Source organism: Agrobacterium sp. GW821-FHT02D03, assembly GCF_059421725.1.
Genome location: NZ_JBWKVN010000001.1, coordinates 2,619,191 through 2,642,083 on the forward strand (window position 1 = coordinate 2,619,191; position 22,893 = coordinate 2,642,083).

The window sequence follows — 22,893 nt, forward strand, 5'->3', positions numbered from 1 at the left end:
ATAAGCTTCTTGGGATTGTGTGGAGGGGACACTGCATTGCTGCCTGGGTGGATCATATTCGTCTCGGCTTTCGCCTATATTCTGCTGCTCTTTGCAGTAGCGAGTTACGGCGACCGCAAGGGACGACGCAAGACCGCTCCCAACACGGGGCGGCCTATCGTCTATGCGCTCAGCCTTGCGATCTATTGCACATCCTGGACCTATTTTGGTGGCGTGGGTCTTGCCTCCGAACGCGGGCTTGAATTTCTCGGCATCTATACCGGCCCGATCCTCGCCTTCACGCTGGGAATGCCCATCATCCGGCGTATCGTGGAACTGGCAAAGGCCGAGAAATTGACCTCGGTCGCGGACTTCATCGCGGCGCGCTATGGCAAGAACCCGACTGTTGCCATGATCGTGTCGATCATCGCGCTGGTCGGTGCCGTCCCTTATATCGCGCTTCAGCTGAAGGCGGTCTCGAGTTCGGTCGCGACCATGGTGGACCCGCGCGATTATGGCATCGGCAGCGGCAATCTCCATTTCCTCGACCTTCCCCTCATCGTGACGGTGGTGATGGCAGGCTTCGCCATCATGTTCGGCACGCGCCATACCGATGCGACGGAACATCAGGACGGGTTGATCCTGGCGATCTCGATGGAGTCGGTCGTCAAGCTGTTGGCAATCTGCACCGCGGGCGTCTACGTCGTCTTCTTTCTCTTCGACGGGCCAGCGGAGCTCTGGCGGCTTGCTTCCGAAAATACCCAAGTGATGGAGGCGGTCTCCTACCAGACGCCCATCAGCCGCTGGATTGTTCTGACGCTTCTTTCTGGCTTTGCCATCATCCTTCTGCCGCGGCAATTCCATGTCACGGTGGTGGAAAACCGCACACCGAAGGAACTGCGCACCGCAGGTCTTCTGCTGCCACTCTATTTGATTGCCATCAACATTTTCGTCCTGCCGATTGCGGTCGCTGGCCTCCTGACGATCGGAAATAATGGCAATGCCGACCTCTATGTCCTGCAGTTACCGCTGTTTAATGGCATGCCGGTCGTTTCGCTGATCACCTTTATCGGCGGTTTCTCTGCGGCAACGGCAATGGTGATCGTCGCTTCGGTGGCGCTGTCGATCATGGTCTCCAACGATATTCTGATGCCGATCTTCCTGCGACAAAAGCTGCTGACCCGTTCGCCCCACAGCGACGACTTCGCCAAGACGCTCCTCAATATCCGCCGCACGGCAATCTTCATCGTCCTGCTGCTTGGCTATTTCTACTACCGGGCAGCAGACAGCACTTCGGGTCTCGCCTCCATCGGATTGCTGGCCTTCGCGGCTATCGCGCAGATGGCGCCATCGCTTTTCGGCGGATTGTTATGGCGGCGGGCCAATGCGCGCGGCGCGATCGCCGGCCTCAGCTCCGGCTTCCTCGTCTGGGCCTATCTTCTCTTTCTGCCGAGCCTTGGTGGCCCCGATTACTCCTATGTCGCGGCAGGCGTTTTGAGCTTCATTTTTCCCGGAACCGAGATGTTCAGCGGGCCGGGCGCCGATCCGCTCGTCAATGCCGTGACACTCAGCCTGCTTATCAATACGCTCGCATTCGTGCTCGGCTCGCTTTCGCGAAACCCTCGTCCCGTCGAGCGCATCCAGTCCGGCATCTTCGTCAAGCGCCACTCAAAATCGCAATTTGCCACACGCGGGTGGAAGACGCGCGTCAGCGTCGGGGACTTGAAAAGCGCGGTCGCGCGTTATCTTGGCGAAGAGCGGATGCTCCGGTCGCTCTCCGCCTACGAGAAGACTGCCGGTCGAAAGCTGGAGGATGAGCAGCCGGCCGATATGGCGCTGATCCATTTTTCCGAGCAACTGCTGGGAAGCGCCATCGGCTCCTCCTCAGCGCGTCTGGTGCTGTCCCTCATCCTGCAAAAGGCAGAGGACACCAGCGCCGACACGGCTTGGCTGCTGGACCAGGCGAGCGAGGCCCTGCAATATAATCAGGACATGCTGCAGACCGCCCTGGCGCAGATGGATCAGGGGATCGCAGTCTTCGATGCCTCGCAGCAGTTGACGATCTGGAACAGACGTTTTCGCACCCTTCTCGACCTGCCGGAGCATTTCGGCCGCGTTGGTCTGCCGCTTGGGGAGATTGTCGCGCTTTTGGAAGAGCGCGGCGATATAGAGCCTGGCGATCATGGCGAGCGCATCAATCAGTTCCTCACGATGGATCGCCCCTTCTCTCTGGTGCTGAGTGGCGGCGCGCGCATTATCGAGGTGCGCTCCAATGCCATGCCGGACAAGGGCGTGGTCGCGACCTTTACAGACATCACGCAGCGGGTTGCAAGCGACCAGGCGCTCAAACAGGCCAACGAGACGCTGGAGCAACGCGTCGCGGAGCGCACCGGCGAACTCACACGGGTCAATCGCGAACTGGCGGAGGCGCGCGCGGCTGCCGATGAGGCCAATATCGGCAAAACGCGGTTCTTCGCCGCAGCCGGGCACGATATCCTGCAGCCGCTTAACGCCGCGCGGCTTTATTCCTCGGCGCTCGTGGAGCGTATTGGCCAGTCGGAAAATACCAATCTGGTACAGAACATCGACTCCGCGCTGGAATCGGTCGAGACGATCCTGGGCGCAGTACTGGATATTTCTCGCCTCGATACCGGCTCGATGAAACCGCGCATGGCAAGCGTGCCGCTGAACGACCTGTTGAAGCGGATCGAAACCGATTTTGCGCCCATGGCGCGCGAGAAGAACCTCGAATTCGTGGTGATGCCAACATCCTTGATGGTGCGCTCAGACATCAATCTGCTGCGCCGCCTCATCCAGAACCTGGTTTCCAATGCCATCAAATACACGATGTCAGGCAAGGTGCTGGTCGGCGCGCGCCGTCGCGGCGGCGATGTGGTGATCCAGGTGATGGATTCGGGCATGGGCATTCCCGCCTCGAAGTTCCGGACGATCTTCAAGGAGTTCACTCGTCTCGATGGAGGCATGAAGGCGGCGGCGGGTCTCGGTCTCGGCCTTTCGATCGTCGATCGACTTTCGCGTGTGCTGAACCACCCCGTCCAGCTGTCCTCAGTCGTCGGCAGAGGCACCTCGTTCCAGGTGCAGTTGCCGCGTGAAGCGCAGAGCACCAAACGGGCCAAGGAAGCGGCCGGCGCTACGGTGTCCCCTCAACAGACGCAACTATCCGGCTTTCATATTCTCTGCATCGATAATGAGCCAAAGATCCTCGAAGGCATGTCGGTGCTGCTGGGCGGCTGGGGCTGCGAAGTCTCGCAAGCGGCCTCAGAGGGAGATCTCGACGCCGTTCTCGGCAAGGTGGGCATTCCTGATCTGGTCGTCGCAGACTATCACCTGGCTGAAGGCACCGGTATCGATCTCATCCTGCATCTGCGCGAAAGGCTGAAGGCGCAGATCCCTGCCCTGCTGATAACGGCCGACCGTACCCCTGAAGTCCGCGCGGAGGCTGAGAAGCACGGTATCGGCGTTCAGCACAAGCCAGTGCGCCCCGCAGCGCTACGCGCTTATGTCACCCAAGTGTTCAACACCCGGCGAGCTGCTGCGGAGTAGAATATCCCGGCGCGCAAATGATGGCTGTGCCGGCACGCGCTGACAAGAAAAGCCGCCCCACAGATGAAGGGCGGCTCCTATCGTCAAGGTCTCATGTTTGTTCAGGCTGCCCGGCCGTACTGGCTATGTCGCGCAGCGCCGGCATGAGACTGCTCCATGCGGAACCGCTGGAGGAGACCAAGCAGTGCTTCGACTTCATCGGCGAGCATCTGACTTGCTGCGCTCGACTCTTCCGCCATGGCAGCGTTTTGCTGGGTCATCTGATCCATCTGGTTGACGGAGCTGTTGACCTCCTGCAGCGCAGACGCCTGGTCATTTGTGGCCGTGGCAATTGTTTCGACATGCTTGCTGACGGTCACGATCTGCTGGCTGATCGAGGAGAGAACCTGACCTGCTTCCTGCACCAGCAGCGAACCGGAGTTGACCTCCTGCGTCGACTGGTTGATCAGTGCCTTGATTTCGTGAGCGGCGTCTGCAGAACGCTGGGCGAGTTCACGCACTTCCTGCGCCACGACGGCGAAGCCCTTGCCCGCTTCACCTGCACGCGCGGCTTCGATGCCAGCATTCAGCGCGAGAAGATTGGTCTGGAAGGCAATGTCGTCGATGACTTCGATGATCTGTTCGATCTTCTGCGACGCTTCCTCGATGCGACCCATGGCATCGACAGCGTTCTTGACGACCGAGCCGGAGTTGTCGGCGCTTTCCTGCGTGATGCGAACGGCCTTGTTGGCTTCGCGGGCACGCTCGGCGGAGGATTTCACGGTGACCGTGATTTCCTCGACGGCTGCGGCTGTCTGTTCCAGCGACGCGGCTTGCGATTCGGTGCGGCGCGACAGATCATCGGATGATTTGCGCATCTCGGCGCCATTGTTCTGAATGATGAAGGTGCGCTCACGCACCTGCTGAAGCACATCCTTCAGGTTGGCGAGCGAAGTGTTGAAGTCCACCCGAAGCTGTTCGAGACGACCGGAGAAAGGAACGTCGAGCGTCTGGGTGAGATCGCCATCGGAGAGGCGCGCGAGACCGGCTGCCAACTGGCCGACAGCAAATTCGATCTGCCGATCGGTGTCTAGCTTCTCGGCATCGTTGCGAGACCGTTCGGCTTCCGCCTGAGCACGCTCTTCCACGCTCTGGCCTTCGATTCGAAGCTTCTCGCGTGCATTGTCGCGGAAGACTTCCAGGGCCCGGGCAATATCGCCGAATTCGTTCTTCCGCTCCATGTAAGGAATGTCGGTATCGAGCTTGCCCTGAGACAGGGATCTGATCGCATCCGTCAGGTTACCGAGAGGGCGCATGCTGCGCTTGATCACGAAGTAACCGAGAATGCTGAAAGCAAGCATGACAGCCGCGCCGACGACAAGGATCATGTTGCGCAAACCGTCAATATGGCCTTGGTAGAACTCCAAGGGCACGCCGACGAAAAGAATACCCACCGGTGCTCCCTTTTTGGACAGAACCGGCATGTAGCCCGACATGTAGTCGCGGCCGAACAGAGTTGCGGGACCGAAATAAGACTCGCCCTTGGTGATCTTCGCATAAGCAGCACCGTCGACGGCAAGCTTGGTGCCAACGGCGCGCTCGCCCTTCTCATTCTTCAGGCTGGTCGAGATGCGAAGGAAATCGGTGCCCTGCGCCTGGAAAACGGTTGCCACGCCACCATTTGCCATACCGACACGATCCACCAGGTCAAAGTCGAGCAAGGTGCCGATGCTGGGACGGCTGACCGATTTCAACTCACCGTTTTCGATCGCGAGCGTGGTTCCGCCGACCTTCATCTCATAAAGAATGGCCATGCTGCGGACGGCACGTTCCGTATCCATCAAAGCCGTCTGCATGACGTCTTCTTTCAACCGCACATAGGTCGAAGCACCGACGGCAACGATACCAAGGAAGATGAGACCGATGGCCAGACATACAATCTGCACCACGATGGATCTCGAAACGAAACGCCCCATTGCTAAACCCCAATCTTAACGAGTTTAGGCAATTTGAAGCAAAAGGATTAATTTTCAGGGAATTCTACAACAGCCTAGGCTAAGCTAACGCGATTTTGGATCAACTCTAAGGCGCTGATTTCACGTCAAAATGTCTTCGAACGCACCAACGCGTGATGCGAAAAAGAATGACTATTGTCAAAAAATTATGATCCCGCGCGGTGCGCGTGTTTCACGCAAAGCACAGCACCAACGGGCTTTTCAAGCCATGTCCGCAGACGTGTCGGGCGCTCAGTTGACTGTACAAACGGCACGAGACTCAGGCTCGACTGAACACTGCGACGCGTATCAGTGAATAAAACCAAGCCGGATAGCCTTGGCGATCGCTTGGATGCGATTGACGGAATCCAGCTTGATGGTGGCGGAGCCGAGGTAGGCATTGACCGTGTGAACGGACAGACCAAGCTTGGTTGCTATTTCTTCACTGATCCTGCCATCGCCTGCCAGTTGCAGGCATGCGACTTCGCGCTCGCTGAGTGCTTCTGACGGCGAGACGCGACGCTCATCCATGGCCAGGAGATCAATCATGATCTGCGTGGATTTGACGTGCTGCTCCAGCATCAGTTCATTGTCGAGCAACAGGTTGCCACCGCAAAAAATCACGAAGCCGTTGCCCATCGTACCAAGCCGCACGGGAAAGCCGACACCGGAATATCCGAGATTCTCGTTGTCGAGGCGAATGAGAAGGGCGGGAACGTCCGGCAGATCGGCGAAGCCCGATTCTTGCTCGCTCGTCCAGGCGACGGGGAGCAGGGACGATTCAAGGTGATCGAGTAGGCGTTCGCCGAGGACCCTGACCAGCTGAGCGCTTTGTTCACCGGCAGCCAGACCAAGATTTTCAAGCTCGCAGGAGAGCTTCCTTTTGTTGGGAAATCCGGCTGCAACGGCACGCAGAACGATGAAGTTTTTGGCGCCAAGGCTTCTCTGCATGGCAACCAGCTTGGGGAAGAGGTCGGACCGCGTCACGGAGGGAATGGTCTTCGACGCTATCGGCTGACCCGATCCCTCATTGCTCAAATCCTTGACGAAACCCATGATGCGCCCTTTAGACAAGGTTGTTACGGACCGCGTAGGCAATGGCCTCCGAACGGGTCTTGGTTGCTGTCTTGCGCATGACGCTGGTGATGTAGTTGTTGATGGTGTTGCGCGAGATGCCAAGGATCATGGCCATTTCATCGCTGGTCTTGCCTTCGGCAATCCAGAAGAGGCATTCAAGCTCTCTTTCGGTCAGATCGATATCGCGCTCGGTCTTCGTGCCTTCGACGATGCCAAAGCTTGCAAAGTAACCGGCCAGCATTCCAGCTTCACGAAGACGATCTTCCGCCGGCAGAACACCTTCGGCAAACATCAAAAGCAGCGAGAAGCGGATGCGTCCAACGCAAAAGGTAATCGTCCAGTACTGGCGATCGATCCCTGCTGGCGCGACCGCATCGTCGGGAAGAGACAGCACGCGTGGCTTGAGCAGGGAAAGGCATTTCTCCATTTCACTGGATCGGCTCTGTGTCCCGGTCAATTCATTGGCCAGCTTGCGCACCAGATCGAAGGGCCAGTCGGAGGTGACGATGAAGCTGAGGCTTGCCTCCTGCAGGAGGTCTTCACGCGACAGCAGATAGTGCGAAGCGCCGACATAGGATGTCAGATGCTCCATCGCACCAATGATGTCACTTTCCGCCGCTGCGGCTGCAATCTTGCGAATGAGCTGGTTGCGTGGCAAGGGCCTCGCAATCGTTTCAGCTGGCGCGGCAGACAGCCTGCGAATATCGACATCCACTTTCAATAGCCTACGCCCTCTCGTTCCCCGGACGGGGATGCCTAAACGGGATGGAACTCATTTCCATTCAGAAGCGCCGCTTTTGACGAACACCCCTGGCGACCGAATCGTTGTAGTCTAGGAGACGCTTGAAGAAATGTACCCGTCTGTAACGACCTATCCACTCTTTTTCGCGTGCACTACAACCCTGAACATATACCTGTTCGAATTTGCGCACATCCGCCTTTTCAACATACCCCACCTGAAATCGGCGATTTGATGAACAAATACTAAATCACATCCGCCATACGCCTACAGCAAGAATTTTCGAATAAACGAAAAAGGCCGGAGTTGATCCAGCCTTTATTCTTATCATGCTGCTTTTTCCACTGCCCATTTGCGGAGGATCTTGGCAGCGCGTTCTTCGCTGATTTCCACCATGCGCGAAAGTCTGCGTTCCGGCCCTTCGCGGACCCTGCGGTTGAAGTCGCCCTCGCCCGTGTCCCCACCAAGAAGATCGTCGGTACTGTCGAAGCCGAAGTCCGCTCCGAAGCCTTCCATGAGGCCCCCGGCAGCGCCACCACCCATGGCAGGAGAGAAGTCCGGCAGTTCGAGCCCGGCCGAATCCTGGGCCAGTTCCGCCGAGGCAGGAGCCCCACCGGCCGACATGGAGCGGACGACCGGACGGACACCAAGCCAGACGACCAGGAAGGCGACCGCGACGAAGGCGAGCGAGTTGATGATGCCAGCGGAGTTGCGGCTCAACACTTCGGTGAAGCCTGGGCCGGCAACAGCCTCGTCCAGAAGCTGCGTCTCAAGGAAGTCCATGGCGGTGATCGTCACCACGTCACCACGCTCGGTCGAGGTACCGGCAGCAGAGGTAACGATCTTCTGCATCTCCGCGAGATAGGCGTCGATCTTGGCCTGGTCGGCCGGATCGCCGATCATCTTCGCAAGGCGGCCCTTGTTGACCACGACCGCAACGGAGATCTTGTCGATCGAATAGCCGTTGCGAACGGTCGCCACGGTCTTCGAATTGATTTCGTAGTTGGTCTGCTCTTCCTTCTTGGCCGTCTCATCGGACGACTTCGGACCGGCGCCACCGCTCTGGGGAGCCGCCTGCGGTACGTTCTGCTCGACAGTGGCTGCGGAATCCTGCTGGGTTTCCTGGGATTTCTGATCTTCCTTCGTGGAGCGAACGGAACGCTCGACACGCGAGTTCGGATCGTAGACGGTTTCCTGGATCTGCTGGCTGTCGGTGTTAAGCGACGCGGTCACGCTCGAGCGGAAATTGTCCATGCCGAGGAAGGGCGCGAGCGCCTTGTCGATCTTCGTCTCAAGCTCCTGCTGCACGTTCTGCGCCAGCGTCAGCGACCGGCTCATCGCGCCGTTGCTGACATCGTCGCCCGACGCCAGAAGCTGGCCAGTGGAGTCGAGAAGGGTCACGTCATCGACTTCAAGACCCGGCACTGCGGATGCAACAAGGTGACGAATGGAAGCGGAGGCCTTTCGGCCCGCGGACGCGCTCGCCCGGATCATGACGGAGGCAGTGGGCTTCTGTTCCCCCCGCCGGAAGTTGCCGACCTCGGGCATGACGATGTGAACTCGGGCTGCCGCAATCCCGTCAATCTGCTGGATCGAGCGACCGATCTCGCCTTCGAGAGCGCGCACCCGCGTCACTTCCTGCATGAAGGATGTGAGACCCAGAGAGCCGACATGGTCGAACAGTTCGTAACCGGCATTGGCGCTGTCGGGCAGGCCGCGTTCGGCCAAAAGCAGACGAGCCTTGCTCGTCATGCCGACTGGAACCTGGATGCTCGTTCCATCCGAGCCAACCTGAAAATCGACATTGGACTCGGCAAGCGCAATGCTGATCTTGTTCAGATCCATGGTTTCCAGGCCGACATAAAGCGTCTCATAGGCCGGCTTGTTCACGTAAAGAGCTGCAGCGAGAATGATTGCCATGGACAGAACGCCCACACCACCCAGCACCAAAAGCCGCGTCTGGCCTAAGGCCGCGAAGTTTTTAAAAACCTGAGGGAGTTGATTTAACAGATTCATTCTGTTCCGCACCGTCATTCATGGGTTCGAGACCTTCTGGTCCCGATGCCACCCTAGAGGACGAAGCTTGCGCGAGGATTTCTCATAGAACGCCCTGCGTCCTGATGGACGCGCAAAGGACGCTCTATCTCCTTAAGTCTGCGCATCGTGCTTTCCGAAAATCGCGTCCGATTTCCGGGCCGATGCTGTAACTGATGCCGCCCTCCGGGTGGAGGGCGGGAATAAGGCCGCTGAACGTGCCGTTTAGGCGGCCAAATAGGTGGAGATGACCGCTGCGACCTGATCGGATGTCAGCGCACGCATGTGGGTGTTGAGAAGTGCCGTGACCTGGGCACTGGAAAGGCTGACCAGTGTCTGGGTGGAAAGCCCAGCGACGCCGCTGGAACTGAAAGCGGCGATGTCCTCGGTCGAAAACTTGGCAATATTCTCCTTGGAAAGCGACGCAACCTGTGCGGCGGTCAGAGCCCCGACCTGCGCGGGCGTCAAAGCCTCGCTCTGGCTGGTGGTCAGCGATGAGATTGCGCCTGTCGTCAGGCCAGACACCGCGCCGCTGCTCAAGGCGACGATCTCCTCGGTCGAGAGAAGTGCGATGTCGTCGGTGCCAAGCGCTGCGGCCTGAACTGCATTCAGACCGCCAATCTGCGCGGTGGTCAGCGTGGCAATCTGGCCCGTGCTCATCGCCACGATCTGGTTATAGCCGAGATTGCCGATCTGGCTTGGGCTGAGAACCGCAATGTCGGCGCTGGTCAGGGAGGCGATAAGCGCCGTGGAAAGACCGCGGATCGCACCTGTGCTGATCGCCGCAATGTCAGCCGTGGAGAATGTCGCCATCCCGGCGGACGAGATGCCGGCAAGACCATCGGCGCTCAGTGCCGCGATCTGACCCGTCGAGAGCGCGCCGATCTGATCGGGCGCCATGGCAGCGATCTGCTTGCTGGTCAGCCCGGCGATCGCCGCCGTTGCGAGGCCCGCGACTTCACCGGTCGACAGCGCAGCGATAAAGCCGGTCGACAGGCCCGCAATGGCGGACGCGTTGATCGCTGACAGTCTTTCAGGGGTAAAGGTATCGAGCATCTGGGATGTCAATCCGGCAATGGCGCCAGATGTCAGGGCGTTGATCTGTGTTGTCGATAGCGCATGCACCTGTTCGAGGCTGAGCGCCCCGACCTGCTCGCTGGTGAGCCCCGGGATGCTCCCGGTGCTAAGTGCCACAATCTGGGCAGTGGAAAGCGCTGACAGATCCGCCGTCTTCAGGCTGGCGATCTGCTTGGACGACAAAGCGCCGATCTGGCCGGTGGAAAGACTGACGAAATGATCGTGGGAGAACGCCGAAAGCTGCGTGGTAGACAGGCCGGAAACGCCGAGCGTGCTCAAGGCAGCAATGGTCTCAGCCGAGAGCCCGGCTATCGTGTCCGTCGACAGACCGGCAATACCTGCAGCACTGATCGCGCCGACGTCCGCCGTCGAGAAGGCGCGCAACTGGGCTGCGCTCAGAGCACCAATCTGTCGCGATCCGAGAGCGGTCACCTGGGTTGGGGTGAAAGCCTCGACCTGATCGACACTCATGGCTTTGATCTGAAGCGTCGTCAGTCCGGCAATTCCGCCAGCACTCAGAGCGCCGACCCTGTCTGGCGAGAGAAGAGAAATCGCATCCGTCGACAAGCCCGCTATGGCACTGGATGTCAGCGCCGCAAGGTCTTCGGTCGAGAAGCGCGCGATGTCGTCCGTCCCCATGGCGGCAATCTGCGTGGAGGTCAATGCACCGACCTGTGCAGGATTAAGCGCTTCTACCTGATCGGCCGACAGTGCCGCGATGGCTGCCGAAGAAAGACCCGAGATGGCTGCGGTACTCAATGCGCCTATCTGCTCGCGAGAAAGGGAGCCGATGCCTGCGGTGCCGAGAACGGCGATTTGCCGTGAGCCGAGAGCGCCGACCTGAGCCGTGGTGAGAGCTTCGAGTTGCTCTTTGCTCAAGACTGCTATTTGAGCGGTCGAGAGGCCGGCAACGCTGGCCGTTCCGAGTGTCGCAATGCGATCTGCGGAAAGGCTGGCAAGGGTGCCGGTGGAGAGGCCGGCAACAGCCGACGATGTCAGCGCCGCCAGTTCCGCGGTCGAGAAGACGCCGAGATCGTCTGTTCCAAGAGCGCCGACCTGAAGGGAGGTAAAGGCGCCGACCTGCGCGGTGTTGAATGCCTCGACCTGACTCGTGCTCAGGGCGGCAATCTGGTCGGAAGACAGGCCTGTGATGCCGGTCGTGCTCAGAGCCGCGATTTGCGCAGTCGTCAGCGCTGCCATGTTGGCCGTGGAGATGGCCGCGACCTGTCTAGAGCCGAGCGACGCGATCTGCGCCGTCGTCAAGCCGGCGAGCTGGGCGGAGGTCAGTGAAGCCATCTGACCTGTGGAGAGGCCCTGGATGCCCCCGGTCGTTCCCAAAACGGCAATACGGTCAGCGGACAGGCTGGCGAGTGCCGTGGTCGAGAGGCCCAGGATTGCACTCGAACTCAGTGCCGCAAGCTCTGCGGTTGAGAGAACGGCCAAGTCATCCGTTCCGAGAGCCGCGACCTGCGTCGAGCTAAACTGTGCCACCTGTGATGTTTTGAGCGCTTCGACTTGCTCCGTGGTGAAGCTTGAAATCTGCGCTCCGGTCAAACCCGAGACGCTGGCGTCGTTCAATGCGGCGATCTGCGATGTGCTGAGCGCTGCAATGCTGGCCGTGCCAAGAACGCCGATTTGGCGCGATCCGAGAGCGCCGACCTGCGACGCCGTCAGGCTACCAACTTGGGCCACGCTGAGTGCCGCAACCTGGGCTGTGGTCAAACCTGAGACGCTAGCAGTGGACAAAGCAGCGATGGTTCCAGCTGGCAACGCGGCAAGGGTTGCCGGTGGCAGGCCCACAATGGCGGCTGCAGAGAAAGCCGCGATGTCTCTCAACGAAAACGCCTTGATATTATCGACCGACAACGCCGCAACTTGCGAGGAATTGAGCGCACTCACCTGCAGGCTCGTCAGCGCTTCGGCCTGGACGGCAGTCAGCTTTTCGACCTGAGCGGAGGAAAGGCCAGGCACCGCATCCTTGTTGATGGAGGCGATCTGGTAAGCATCGAGGAGCGCAATGCCGGTTGTTCCCAGCGCCGCAACCTGGCGGGAGGACAAGGCTGCCACCTGCCGGGTGGTCAGCGACTTCAGCTGGTCGGAGGACAACGCAGCGATCTGGCCCGTCGTCAATCCTGAGATCCCGGCAGGGCTGATCGCCGCCAAATCTTCGGTTGGCAGTTTCGACATCGCATCGGTGGAGAGACCAGCAACTGCCGACCCATTGATTGCCCCAAGGGCGGCGGCGGACAGCGCACTGATATCGTCCGATCCGAGTGCTGCGATCTGCTGTGACGTTAATGCCGCGACCTGCCTCGTGGACAGGGCGGCAACCTGGCCGGTCGTCAGCGCGCCGATCTGGCCAGTGGTGAGAGACGACACCGCCGCGGTTCCCAGCGCTGCGATCTGACCAGTCGTCAGTTCGGCGATAATGGCGGTCGATAGGCCGCCGATCGTGCCGGGTGCGATGGCACCGATATCGGCCGTCGAGAACTTGGCCATGGCGTCCTTGCCGAGAACGGCCAGTTGCGCCGACGTCAACGCGCCGACCTGAACAGCGGTCAGCGCTTCCGCCTGAAGTGTGGTCAGTTTAGCCATTTGCGTGGCCGTGAGCCCCGATACACCATTGGTGCTCAAAGCCGTCACCTGCGCTGCCGACAGCGACGCGATGTGGTCGGTGCTCAGAACTTTAATCTGGTCAGCCGAAAGCGATGCGATTTGCTTTGTCGTCAACGCGCCGGTCTGGGCTGTCGTCAGCACCGAAACCTGCTTCGTCGTCAGATTGCCGAAAGCGCTGGCGTTCAATGCCGTCACCTGGGCCGTGGTCAGCGCTGCGACGACAGCTGTAGAGAGACCGCCGATCGCGCTTGATCCGATGGCTGCAATATCGCCTGTCGAAAACTTGGCAATGTCATCTGCGCCGAATGCTTCAAGCTGATCGGCAGAAAGGGCTGCGACCTGACGGGTTGTCAGCGCTTCTGCCTGATTCGGCGTGAGAGCGGCGACCTGCCTCGCGGAAAGCGCGGCGATGGCAGCCGTATTGATCGCCGCGATTTGGGCTTCCGAGAGAGATGCGACCTGGGCCGTCCCCAAAGCCGCAATATGCGACGACGTGAAGGCAGATATCTGGGATGTCGTGAGAACCGCAAGCTGCGCGGTTGTCAGCGCAGATATATGATCACCGGGGAGATTGGTAACGGCGCTCGTTTTCAACGCTGCAATCTGATCGGTGGAAAGTGCCGCAAGGCCTGCAGAACTCAACGCAGCAGTTTGAACGGAACTTAAGGCGGAAACCTGGTTGATGGTCAGCGCTGCCAGCTGGCTCGTTTTAAGTGCTTCGACTTGGCCAGCGGTCAGTGCCGCGATAGCGCCTGTGGAGAGGGCGGCGATCTTGTCGCTTGTCAGTGAGGCGATCAGAGCGCTCGACAGCCCGGAAAGGCCAGACGCCGACAAGGCGGCCATGTCGCCGGTGGAAAATGTGGCAATGTCATCAAGTCCCAAAGCCGCAGTCTGCTCTGAACCAAGTGCGGAGATTTGCCGCGTCGTCAAGGCGTCTAACTGCGCGGTCGAGAGCGTGGCGACCTGCTCTGCCGTCAATGTCGCGATAGCCCCGGTGCTCAGCAATGCCAGCTTCTCTGTGGACAGAGCGGCAATCACCTCTTTCGAAAGACCGGCGACCGCCCCTGCCCCGAAAGCCTGTATGCCAGCGGTCGAGATGGCGGCGATATCTTCCGTACCAAGACCTGCCAGTTGGGTGGATGTCAGTGCCGCAATCTGCCCCGATGACAGCGCAGACACCTGAGCCGGCGACCACGCGACGATCTGCTCGGAGCTCAATCCCTTCAGCGCCGTGCCGGTCAATGATGTGATCTGGTCGGTGGTCAGCTTGGCGATGAACGCAGGCGTCAAAGCTCCGAGCTGGCCCGATCCCAGGGCGCTCATCTGCTCTTTCGAAAGGGCGGCGATTTGGGCGCTCGACAGGCTGGTCATTTGCTCGGGCGTCAGTTTTGCAACCGCGCTCGGGTTCAGGCCCGCTATCTGGTTTGTCGTCAGCGCCGCAATCAAGTCGGTAGACAGGCCCGGCACTGCCTTGGTGCTCAAGGCGGCGAGGGCTGCGGTGGAGAGGCCGGCGATCTGAACCGGCTTTCCTGCGCCTTCGGCGGGCAACCAGACATCTTTGACCTGGTCCGGTTTCAATGCCTCGACTTGTGCAGAGCTCAGGACGGCGACTTGAGATGACGAGAGTTTGAAGAGTTGCGTGGCTGACAGTGCTTCGACCTGTTCCGTCGTTAGCGCCGCCACGGCGGCGGTTGCCAGAGCGGCCACGCGGTCCGGCGTCAACAGGGCGATGGCGTCAGGGCGCAACCCTAGAATGGTCCGGGCACTGATCGCGTTGATATCCGCCGTGGAGAAGGCATTGATACTCGCTCCATCCAGAACCGAAAGCTGGGCAGAGGTCATAGCCCTAACCTGAACGGACGTAAGCGCCTCAAGCTGCGCCGTCTCCAGGTTGGCAACCTGATCGGTGGTCAAATTTGCAACGGCTTCTGTGCTGAGCGCGGCGACCTGCGCGGTGGTAAGAGCCGCGATGTCTTCAGCCGCAAGCGACTTGATCTGAGCCGCCTTCAGAGCATTGAGCTGGACGGCAGTGAGTGCTTGGAGCTGCGTCGATGTCAACGCCTTCAGCTGGTCGGTCGATAAGGCTGAAAAGGCTGAGCTTGACAGCTTCGCGACCTGTTCTGGAGTCAAAGCTCCAATGGCTGCGGTGCTGACGCCGAGTATCCCTCTTGAGGAAATTGCAGCGATCTCATCGGGGGTGAATGTCTGAATATCATCGGCGTGAAGCGCCGTCATCTGGCTGGAGCTGAGGACCTTGATCTGCAGCGCGGTCAAGGCTTCGACCTGGTCGGTCGAAAGCGCGCCAATCTGGTCGGAGGACAGGCGCGATATAACCGTCGTGCTCAAACCTCCGATTTGTGCCGTCGTCAAAGCCTTGATGACTTCAATGCTCAGTCCTGGCATGGCCTTGGCGGAAAGCGAACCGATGGCAGTCGCTTGGAGCGACTGGATCTTGGCCGATCCGAGCACGGCAACCTGAGCGGAGGACATCGCCCCAAGCTGGCTGCTGGTGATAGCGCCCAGTTGCGCTGACGTCAGTGCATCGATCTGATCGGTGCTGAGCTTGGAAAATGCCGCGCTACTCAACGCGGCAATATTCTCTTTCGTGAGATTTTCAAGAATGACCGGGCTGAGGCCGGCAACTGCGGCACCGTTGATGGCGGCCATGTCGGCAGCCGAGAAAGTGTTGATCTGCGCCGATGTGAGCGCCGCAATCTGATCGGAATTTAATGCCTTGACCTGCAGCGACGCGAAGGCCTCGACCTGCGCCGTTGAAAGTTTTTCAAGCTGTTCGGCAGTCAGTCCAGTCATCGCGCGGGAGGATAGCGCTGGAATCTGTCCAGTGGTGAAGGCGGCGACAGAGTTCGCGCTTAAAGCGGCCACCTGAGTAGAGGTCAGAGCCTTGACTTGCGAGGAGGTTAGAGCCGCCAGCTGAGCGGTTGAGAGGGCGCCGATCTGCTCCGTCGAAAAGGACGCTATGGCGGTCGTAGATAGACCCTGGATGGCACCGGACGTCAGATTGACGATATCATCGGTATCGAATGCCGCAAGCTGCGTGGGCCTCAGTGCCCCCAGCTGTAGCGATGTAAGAGCCTTCACCTGAGACTCGCTCAGGGCTTCGAGTTGTTCGATCCCCAGACGCGGAATAGCCTTCTGACTGATTGCCGCGATCTTCTCTGGAGTTAGAACTTTCAGCAATTCAGGCGTCAGCCCCGGAATCGCACGACTGGAGATTGCCGCAATATCCTCGATGGAGAATGTCTTGATGTCGTCCGGGCTCATCGCCGCCAGTTGATCGGACGTCATCGATGCGACTTGAGATGCGGTCAAAGCTTCGGCCTGCGCGCTCGTCAGCCCTTCCACTTGCTCGGTCGTCAAGGCGCCGACCTGCCGTCCGGTAAGGCTTGCAATCGAGATGCTATCGAGGACCGCAAGTTGCGTAAGCGTCAGACCGATAATGGCGTTGGTCGAGACAGCGGCAAGCTGGTCAGGCTTGAAGGCCTTTAGATCCCCCGTCTCCAGTGCTGCAACCTGCTCGGACGACAGCGCTCGTATCTGCTGGGATGTAAGAAAGGAGATGTCTTCGGTGTTCCAGTCCTCGATTGCTTTTGTCGTGAGACTTCTGATCTGGTTGACGCTCAGCGAAGATACGATCGATGTCATTGATAAACCTGACCAAAGTTCAAAACGGGCAGCATGCCCTCTTTTCTACCTCGGATACATCCCATCGACGGAATACGTCCGGCTATAACAATCCTAGGTGTAGTTCCTTGTGCGAAACTGTCAGCTTTCCGAAGCACGACCTCGATTACAGCGGTGGGTTCAGGAAGGCCGGCATCCTCTCTTGCTTGTCGTGGAGGTCGAGGAAAAGCCTTGCAGTATCCAGCGCTTCACGGATCGTCACGTCCATGTCGAGATATCGATAGGTACCCAGACGTCCGACGAAGCTGATGCCCTCTTCCGCGTTTGCGAGAGCGACGTAGTCGGCCAGCTGTTCTTTTTCCTTCACCAGCCTGATGGGGTAATATGGTGTGTCGTCCGGTCCGCATTCGCGGGCATATTCACGGTAGCACACCGATCCGTCATGCTTTTCCCATGGCGAGAAATGCTTGTGTTCGGTGATGCGGGTGTAGGGGACGGAGGTTTCCCCGTAATTCATCACCGCGCAGCCCTGATAGTCGCCCTCATAGGTGAAACGTTCGAAGTCCAGCGTTCGATAGCCGAGGCGGCCTTTCGCATAGTCGAAGTAGCCGTCCAGCGCACCCGAATAGAAGGTGTGGTCATAGTCGCCCGTGTCCGCCCGATCGAAGCCGGTCTTCAGCCTGACGGTGATGTCCGGATGATCGAGGATGCCGTCGACCATTTCGGTGTAGCCGTTTTCCGGCATGCCTTGGAATTTGTGGAAGAAATAGTCGTCGTCATAGTTGAAGCGGACCGGCAGCCGCTTGAGAATGGAGGCTGGCAAATCCCTCGGCGAGCAACCCCACTGCTTTTGCGTGTAGCCTTCGAAGAATGCCTCATAGAGGTCGCGGCCCACAAAGCGCAGCGCCTGCTCCTCGAAGGTCTGCGGATCGGTAATCGACGTATCGGCTTGCTCCTCGATGAAGGCTTTCGCCTCATCCGGGCGCAGGGTCTTGCCGAAGAACTGGTTGATCGTGTGCAGGTTGACCGGCAGGGAAAAAACCTGGTCGCGGCTCGTGGTCTTCACCCGGTTCTTGTAGGGCTTGAAGGTCTGGAAGCGATTGACGTAATCCCAGACTTCGGCATCATCGGTGTGGAAAATATGCGGGCCATAAACGTGGACCATCACGCCGGTCTCTGCATCGCGCTCGGTATGGCAGTTGCCCGCAATGTGATCCCGCCGGTCGAAAATTACGACCTCGTGCCCTGCTTCCGCCAATTCGCGGCCGATGACCGCACCGGAGAGCCCGGCGCCTACGATTGCAATCTTCTGTCGGGACACGGCGGCTCTGCCTCTGTTCAATCGGTGGCGGATGCTTGCGTGGTCCACAAGCGGTTGTCATGCTGGATGGGCGAGAAAGCGTCCCACTCCCGCAGCTTTTGAAGATAGCGATCGCGGTACGAAGCCTCATCGACGAAGTCGAGATTTTCCGACACAAGCTCGCTGCCGATCTCGTAATAGACATCGAGATTGCGAAGATCGGGGACAGGTGTTTCGCCCCGTTCCGCTTCGTCCTGCATCTGCCAGTAAAGGTCTTCGAGCCTTCGCGCGGTGCCGGGAATATCGCGCAGAACACTCTTTTCCCGTTCCGCTTCCAGCTTCTTCCTCACGGCCTTCAAGCTTGCCGGCTTCTTGGCGAACGCGATGGCCTTGGCAACGTAATCCTCGGGGTCAGTGCAGATAAGCTCGGAACATCCCGTCGCGGCGACGACACTGCTGCAGAAGCGCGCCGGGAAAGACTTGCCGGGGAATGTCAGAACCGGAAGACCGACGGTCAACGCATCCGCTGCGGTCGAGTGAGCACCATAGGGGAACGTATCGAGGAAGAGGTCTGCCACCGCGATGCGGGCGAGGTGCACGGCGTTCGGGGCTTTCGGCGCGAAGAGCAGACGCTCCGGCGCAATGCCGGCAGCCTCTGCCAGATCGCGCAGGCGCTGATCGGTCTTATCGCCACCGGTCAAAAGCCACAGGATGCTACCCGGCGTCTCGTTCAAAATACGCATCCACTGCGCGAAGGTGGATGGCGTGATCTTCTGCATGCCGTTGAAGCAGGCAAACACGAAGGTGTTGTCTGGCAAGCCAGCTTCCTGGCGCGACGGGCGCGCCGCGATAACGCGCTTGCGGTCGAGGGGCTGATTGCAGGCAATCCGCAACACCTTTTCCGAATAGTAGATCTCGCTTTCCTCAGGCACGATCACCTCGTCGGCAATCATGTACTGGTGGAAAGGTGTGGCCATGGAGCCCGGGTAGCCGCAAAAATTGACGATGACGGGCGCGGGGCGATAGGCGAAAATCTTGGTACGGGCGTGCTTGGTGTAACCATTCACGTCGATCAGAATATCGATCTCGTCGCTTGCGATCTGCCGCGCGGCTGCTTCGTCGGAGAGCGCGGCGACATCGCGCCAGCAATCCACGACCGCCTTCATCCGTGTCTGTGTCGGATCGTTGGCAACGGCTTCTCCGCAATAATAGGCGTAGATTTCGACGCGTGCCTTGTCATGCAACTCCAGCACTTCCCTCAGCGCAAAGCCAACGGCGTGATCGCGCAGGTCTGATGACACGTAACCGACACGCAGCCTCTGGCCCGTGCCCGTTTTCTGCCGGACGGTGGCGCGGGGGAAGTTGCGGATATCCGGTCGCCCAATGAGCGTCTTGCCGTATTGATGGGCGTTGGCCAGCTGAAAGATCGGATCGTCGGCATAGCAGCCAAGCGTCAGCGGCGGCATGGCGTCGATCATCTGGCGCTGGGTGACGTGATTGGAGGGCACCAGGATCGGCCATTTGCATTGGCGCTGGCGCAAAGCGCTCCAATGCTGTCCGGATTCCAGCTTATGCGGGCGAAGCTCCATGGCCTGCCAAAGGGCAGCCTCCGCCTCCTCCATCAGTCCGGCATTTTCCATGACACGACCGATATGCTGGAGCGCCAGGTGACGATAGAGCAGCTGATCCGGCGTCGTCTCGGAAGTCTTTTCTGCGAAGCCCTGCCACTGCTGAATGGCAAGCGTCGCCATTCCGGCATCCTCATAGGCAAGGCCGAGATTGATGTGAGCGGGGCCGAACATCGGATCATGCTTCAACGCCGCCTGCATGGCGGTTACGGCGCCGGCAAGATCGTTCATCTGCCGCAACAGAACGGAGAAGTTGAAGCAGACCATGTGCTGGCCAGGATGGGGATCGTTGAAGGCAAGCCAGCTCTTGTAGAGCTCTGCCGCCTCCTGGCGATTGCCTTGCGCCGTCAACGTTTCTGCGAATTTCAGCAGGTCCACCAGCGAAAGACGCTGGGTTTTTGCAAGCTCCAACAAAGTGGGGAGGAGCGAATTCTGGGCCGTGCCGCCAATCGATGCATTCATTGCATTCAGAACCTTCAAGCCGGCCGCCCCGCCGGAGGCGGAATCATGGCCGTGATAGACTAACAATCGATTATACAATGAAGCTTGTGCGGCGCTTTACGCAACGAGAGGGGGATGCGGCCAAATCCATCTACCGGCCATGGCTCTCACAACTCATTAAAACTGTCGTTCAACATCTCGATCTTGCGCAAGCGTTTGCGACCGGATGGGCCGGCTTTTTCGAGGCAACGCGTAATCAGCAAATGGCAAAGCGCCATGATAGCCGTGTGGTTGAACAGCGGACCCGGCGCGAGCGTCTGGCATCGGAAATGCCAAGTGGCGCCGCTATGACCGGGTGCCCCCTCATCGGTGACGTAAATGAGCTTGGCCTCCGACGCCTTGACATGGTCGAGGATGGCATCGATCTGGGCAACGCGACGTCGCATGGCAAATACAACGACGATATCGGCGTCCTGCAGACTGGCGAAATGTTCCCCCAGTGTCTGGCCGGGGCCAGGGATGGCGACGATGTTTTCGATGACCTGCGTCAGTTGCCATTGAAAATAGGCTGCGAATGGCTGGCTGCTGCGAAATCCGATCACCCAGACTTTCCGTGCCTGAAGCAGACAATCCGCGGCACTTTCGATCTGCCTGTCCGAGATGGCGAGGAATGTCGCCTCGATATTCGCAATATCCTGTGCGGCATGGGCTTTGACGGACTGCATTGTTTCGCTCTCGTCGGAGCGTTCCAGAAAGAGGCGCGAGCCGGTCTGTTTCTCCGCGCGCGCATGGCGCCGCGCCTCCTCGTAGCTGTCATAACCCAGCCGCTGGATAAAGCGCGTGACGGTTGCCTTCGACACATGAGCCAAGGCGGCAAGTTCCTGGGCGGAATAGCTCGCGAGCTCGCCCGGAAAATCGCAGACGAATTCGCCGACGCGTTTTTCCGCGGGATGAAGGTCCGGAAGGGCCTGCCTCACTCGAAACAGAAACGATTTTTCCTTTACCACAGCGCGCTCCGGCAAACGGTCGATGGGCGACTTTCTGCCGCCCGAATGACGCTTGCAACAAAAAACAGCGCGTCGATGAAAGGACAGGCAGCCTCAACCGTGGACGGTCGAGGACTGGCCTCTTAAAGCGCTCGGACCATCCACTCCACGGCCGACCTGATCGGCGCGATGACCGGAGCGGGAAACATGCCCTGCAACTGTTCCGCTGCCTGCCCGAGAGGTCCTCCGCCAATAATCACAGCCTCAGCCCCATCCTCTTCGAAACATTGACGCGTCGCGATCGCCAGCGCTGCAAGCAGTGCATCGGGTGCCGAGGCGAGTTGCTGCGGATCGCCTGTCGTCAGCCGCGTTCCGGTAAAAAGAGATGCGACGCCAAGAGCTTTCGCCTTGGCAAAGAAACTCCCCACGAGGTCCGGCGTGACTGTGGCGATGCCGAAGCGCCGTCCGCCCGCAGACGCCTCCATCATGCTTGCCTGACATATGCCAATACAGGGGATGCCGGACGTCTCTGCAAGCCGCTCCAGCCCGGGATCGCCGAATGCACAGATGATGAGGCCGTCGCTGCGTTCGGCAAGCTCCATTCCCATGAAAACAACGCCCTCTTCGGCAGCGGCAAGGGCTTTTTCATCGAGGATCATCGGCACGCCTTGCTTTGCCGTCATGCCTTCAATGGCAAAGGCCCGCGGCAGGTAGAGGCGCGCAATATCCGTCATCATCGCAGTCGTTGCCTGCGATGTGTTGGGGTTGATCAATCCTATGCGTTTCATGACTTTCAAGGTGCCGCCAAGACACACTCGCCCCCTATGTTCCTGTCATTTTTCTCAACAAGCGCCCAGCATTCCAAGGCCTTCAGTGCGCGAGAATACAGGCGACCTGTGAATCGGCAGACAGCCGCGTGAGCGCAGGAACATCCGCACGACACTCCTCACGCGCCAGCTCGCAACGCGGCGCGAAGGCGCAGCCCGGCGGCATGGCTGCAAGATCCGGCGGTGCGCCGGGAATGGTAATCAGCCTGTCGCGGCCCTCGGCCAGTTCCACACGCGCGCCCAGCAGGCCCTTGGTATAGGGATGGCGCGGGCTCTGGATGAGATCGCCGACACGTCCTTCCTCGACGATGCGTCCGGCATACATCACAGCAATCCGGTCTGCGACTTCCGCCGCAACGCCAATATCATGCGTCACGAAGATGACCGACAGGCCATATTCCTTCTGCAATTCGCGGATCAGCAGCAAGATCTGGATTTGTACTGTTGCATCGAGCGCCGTTGTCGGCTCATCTGCCAGCAGCACCTTCGGATTGCAGGCAAGCGCCATGGCGATCATCGCACGCTGCAGCATGCCGCCCGACATTTCATGCGGATAATTGCCAAGGCGCCGCTCCGGCGAGGGAATGCGAACTTTCTGGAACAGTGCAAGCGCGCGTTGAGCGGCGACGGTGCGCGAGACGTTTTCGTGGCGCATGATGGTCTCTTCGATCTGGCTACCGACCGTATAGACCGGGTCCAGCGCCAGACGCGGTTCCTGGAACACCATGGAGACCACAGCTCCCCTCAGATCGGACAGAGCGCGGCTGGAAAGCCCCGTGATGTCGCGCCCGTCGACGGACATGGCGCCCTCAACAAGTGTTCCCTTGGGATGAAGCCGCAAGAGCGAGCGCATGGTCACGCTTTTGCCCGAGCCGGATTCCCCCAGCAGGGCCACCACCTCGCCCGGCTTGACGACCAAGTTTACGCCATTGACGGCCTTGACGGATTTGCCGCCGCGCCGAAACGTAACCGACAGGTTGCGGATATTGATCATATCGTCGTTCTGCATC

The 22,893-nt window shown here is 59.5% G+C and carries 11 protein-coding genes; 1 reads left to right on the plus strand and 10 read right to left on the minus strand.

All coding sequences use genetic code 11. The features are described 5' to 3' along the window. Nucleotides 1-36 precede the first annotated feature (36 nt). Nucleotides 37-3,543, plus strand: a complete 3,507-nt coding sequence (locus AC07U5_RS12510) for a PAS domain-containing hybrid sensor histidine kinase/response regulator (RefSeq protein ID WP_494723153.1) — start codon at nucleotides 37-39, stop codon at nucleotides 3,541-3,543. Nucleotides 3,544-3,644: 101 nt separating this feature from the next. On the opposite strand, the gene AC07U5_RS12515 is transcribed toward AC07U5_RS12510, so the two are convergent. The 10 genes from AC07U5_RS12515 to AC07U5_RS12560 all read right to left on the minus strand — a co-directional run bounded on the left by AC07U5_RS12515 (nucleotide 3,645) and on the right by AC07U5_RS12560 (nucleotide 22,892). After that, entirely contained in the window at nucleotides 3,645-5,498 is a 1,854-nt protein-coding gene (locus AC07U5_RS12515; protein ID WP_111848311.1) for a methyl-accepting chemotaxis protein, read from the minus strand. Between the two features lie 327 nt (nucleotides 5,499-5,825). Further along, nucleotides 5,826-6,572 (minus strand): transcriptional regulator VisR, encoded by a 747-nt coding sequence (gene visR / locus AC07U5_RS12520; protein WP_494723154.1) that lies wholly within the window; start codon nucleotides 6,570-6,572, stop codon nucleotides 5,826-5,828. 10 nt (nucleotides 6,573-6,582) lie between these two features. Beyond that, nucleotides 6,583-7,314 carry a transcriptional regulator VisN gene (gene visN / locus AC07U5_RS12525; protein WP_062425103.1) on the minus strand — a complete coding sequence of 244 codons (732 nt, stop codon included), beginning with the start codon at nucleotides 7,312-7,314 and terminating at the stop codon, nucleotides 6,583-6,585. Nucleotides 7,315-7,659: 345 nt separating this feature from the next. Then, nucleotides 7,660-9,348 (minus strand): flagellar basal-body MS-ring/collar protein FliF, encoded by a 1,689-nt coding sequence (gene fliF / locus AC07U5_RS12530; RefSeq protein ID WP_062425102.1) that lies wholly within the window; start codon nucleotides 9,346-9,348, stop codon nucleotides 7,660-7,662. Between the two features lie 243 nt (nucleotides 9,349-9,591). Further along, nucleotides 9,592-16,722, minus strand: a complete 7,131-nt coding sequence (locus AC07U5_RS12535; protein ID WP_494723155.1) for a hypothetical protein — start codon at nucleotides 16,720-16,722, stop codon at nucleotides 9,592-9,594. 145 nt (nucleotides 16,723-16,867) lie between these two features. Then, entirely contained in the window at nucleotides 16,868-18,022 is a 1,155-nt protein-coding gene (glf, locus tag AC07U5_RS12540; RefSeq protein WP_494723156.1) for a UDP-galactopyranose mutase, read from the minus strand. A gap of 17 nt (nucleotides 18,023-18,039) precedes the next feature. Next, a complete protein-coding gene (locus AC07U5_RS12545) occupies nucleotides 18,040-20,091 on the minus strand; it encodes an O-linked N-acetylglucosamine transferase, SPINDLY family protein (protein WP_443269103.1) in 2,052 nt (683 codons plus the stop codon). A gap of 146 nt (nucleotides 20,092-20,237) precedes the next feature. After that, nucleotides 20,238-21,077, minus strand: coding sequence for a MurR/RpiR family transcriptional regulator (locus AC07U5_RS12550; RefSeq protein WP_443269094.1), 840 nt, complete (start codon nucleotides 21,075-21,077; stop codon nucleotides 20,238-20,240). A 122-nt stretch (nucleotides 21,078-21,199) separates the two neighbouring features. Then, complete coding sequence (locus AC07U5_RS12555) at nucleotides 21,200-21,844, minus strand: aspartate/glutamate racemase family protein (RefSeq protein WP_443269092.1); 645 nt, start codon at nucleotides 21,842-21,844, stop codon at nucleotides 21,200-21,202. Nucleotides 21,845-21,926: 82 nt separating this feature from the next. Beyond that, nucleotides 21,927-22,892 carry an ABC transporter ATP-binding protein gene (locus AC07U5_RS12560; protein ID WP_443269090.1) on the minus strand — a complete coding sequence of 322 codons (966 nt, stop codon included), beginning with the start codon at nucleotides 22,890-22,892 and terminating at the stop codon, nucleotides 21,927-21,929. Between the last annotated feature and the right edge of the window lies 1 nt (nucleotide 22,893).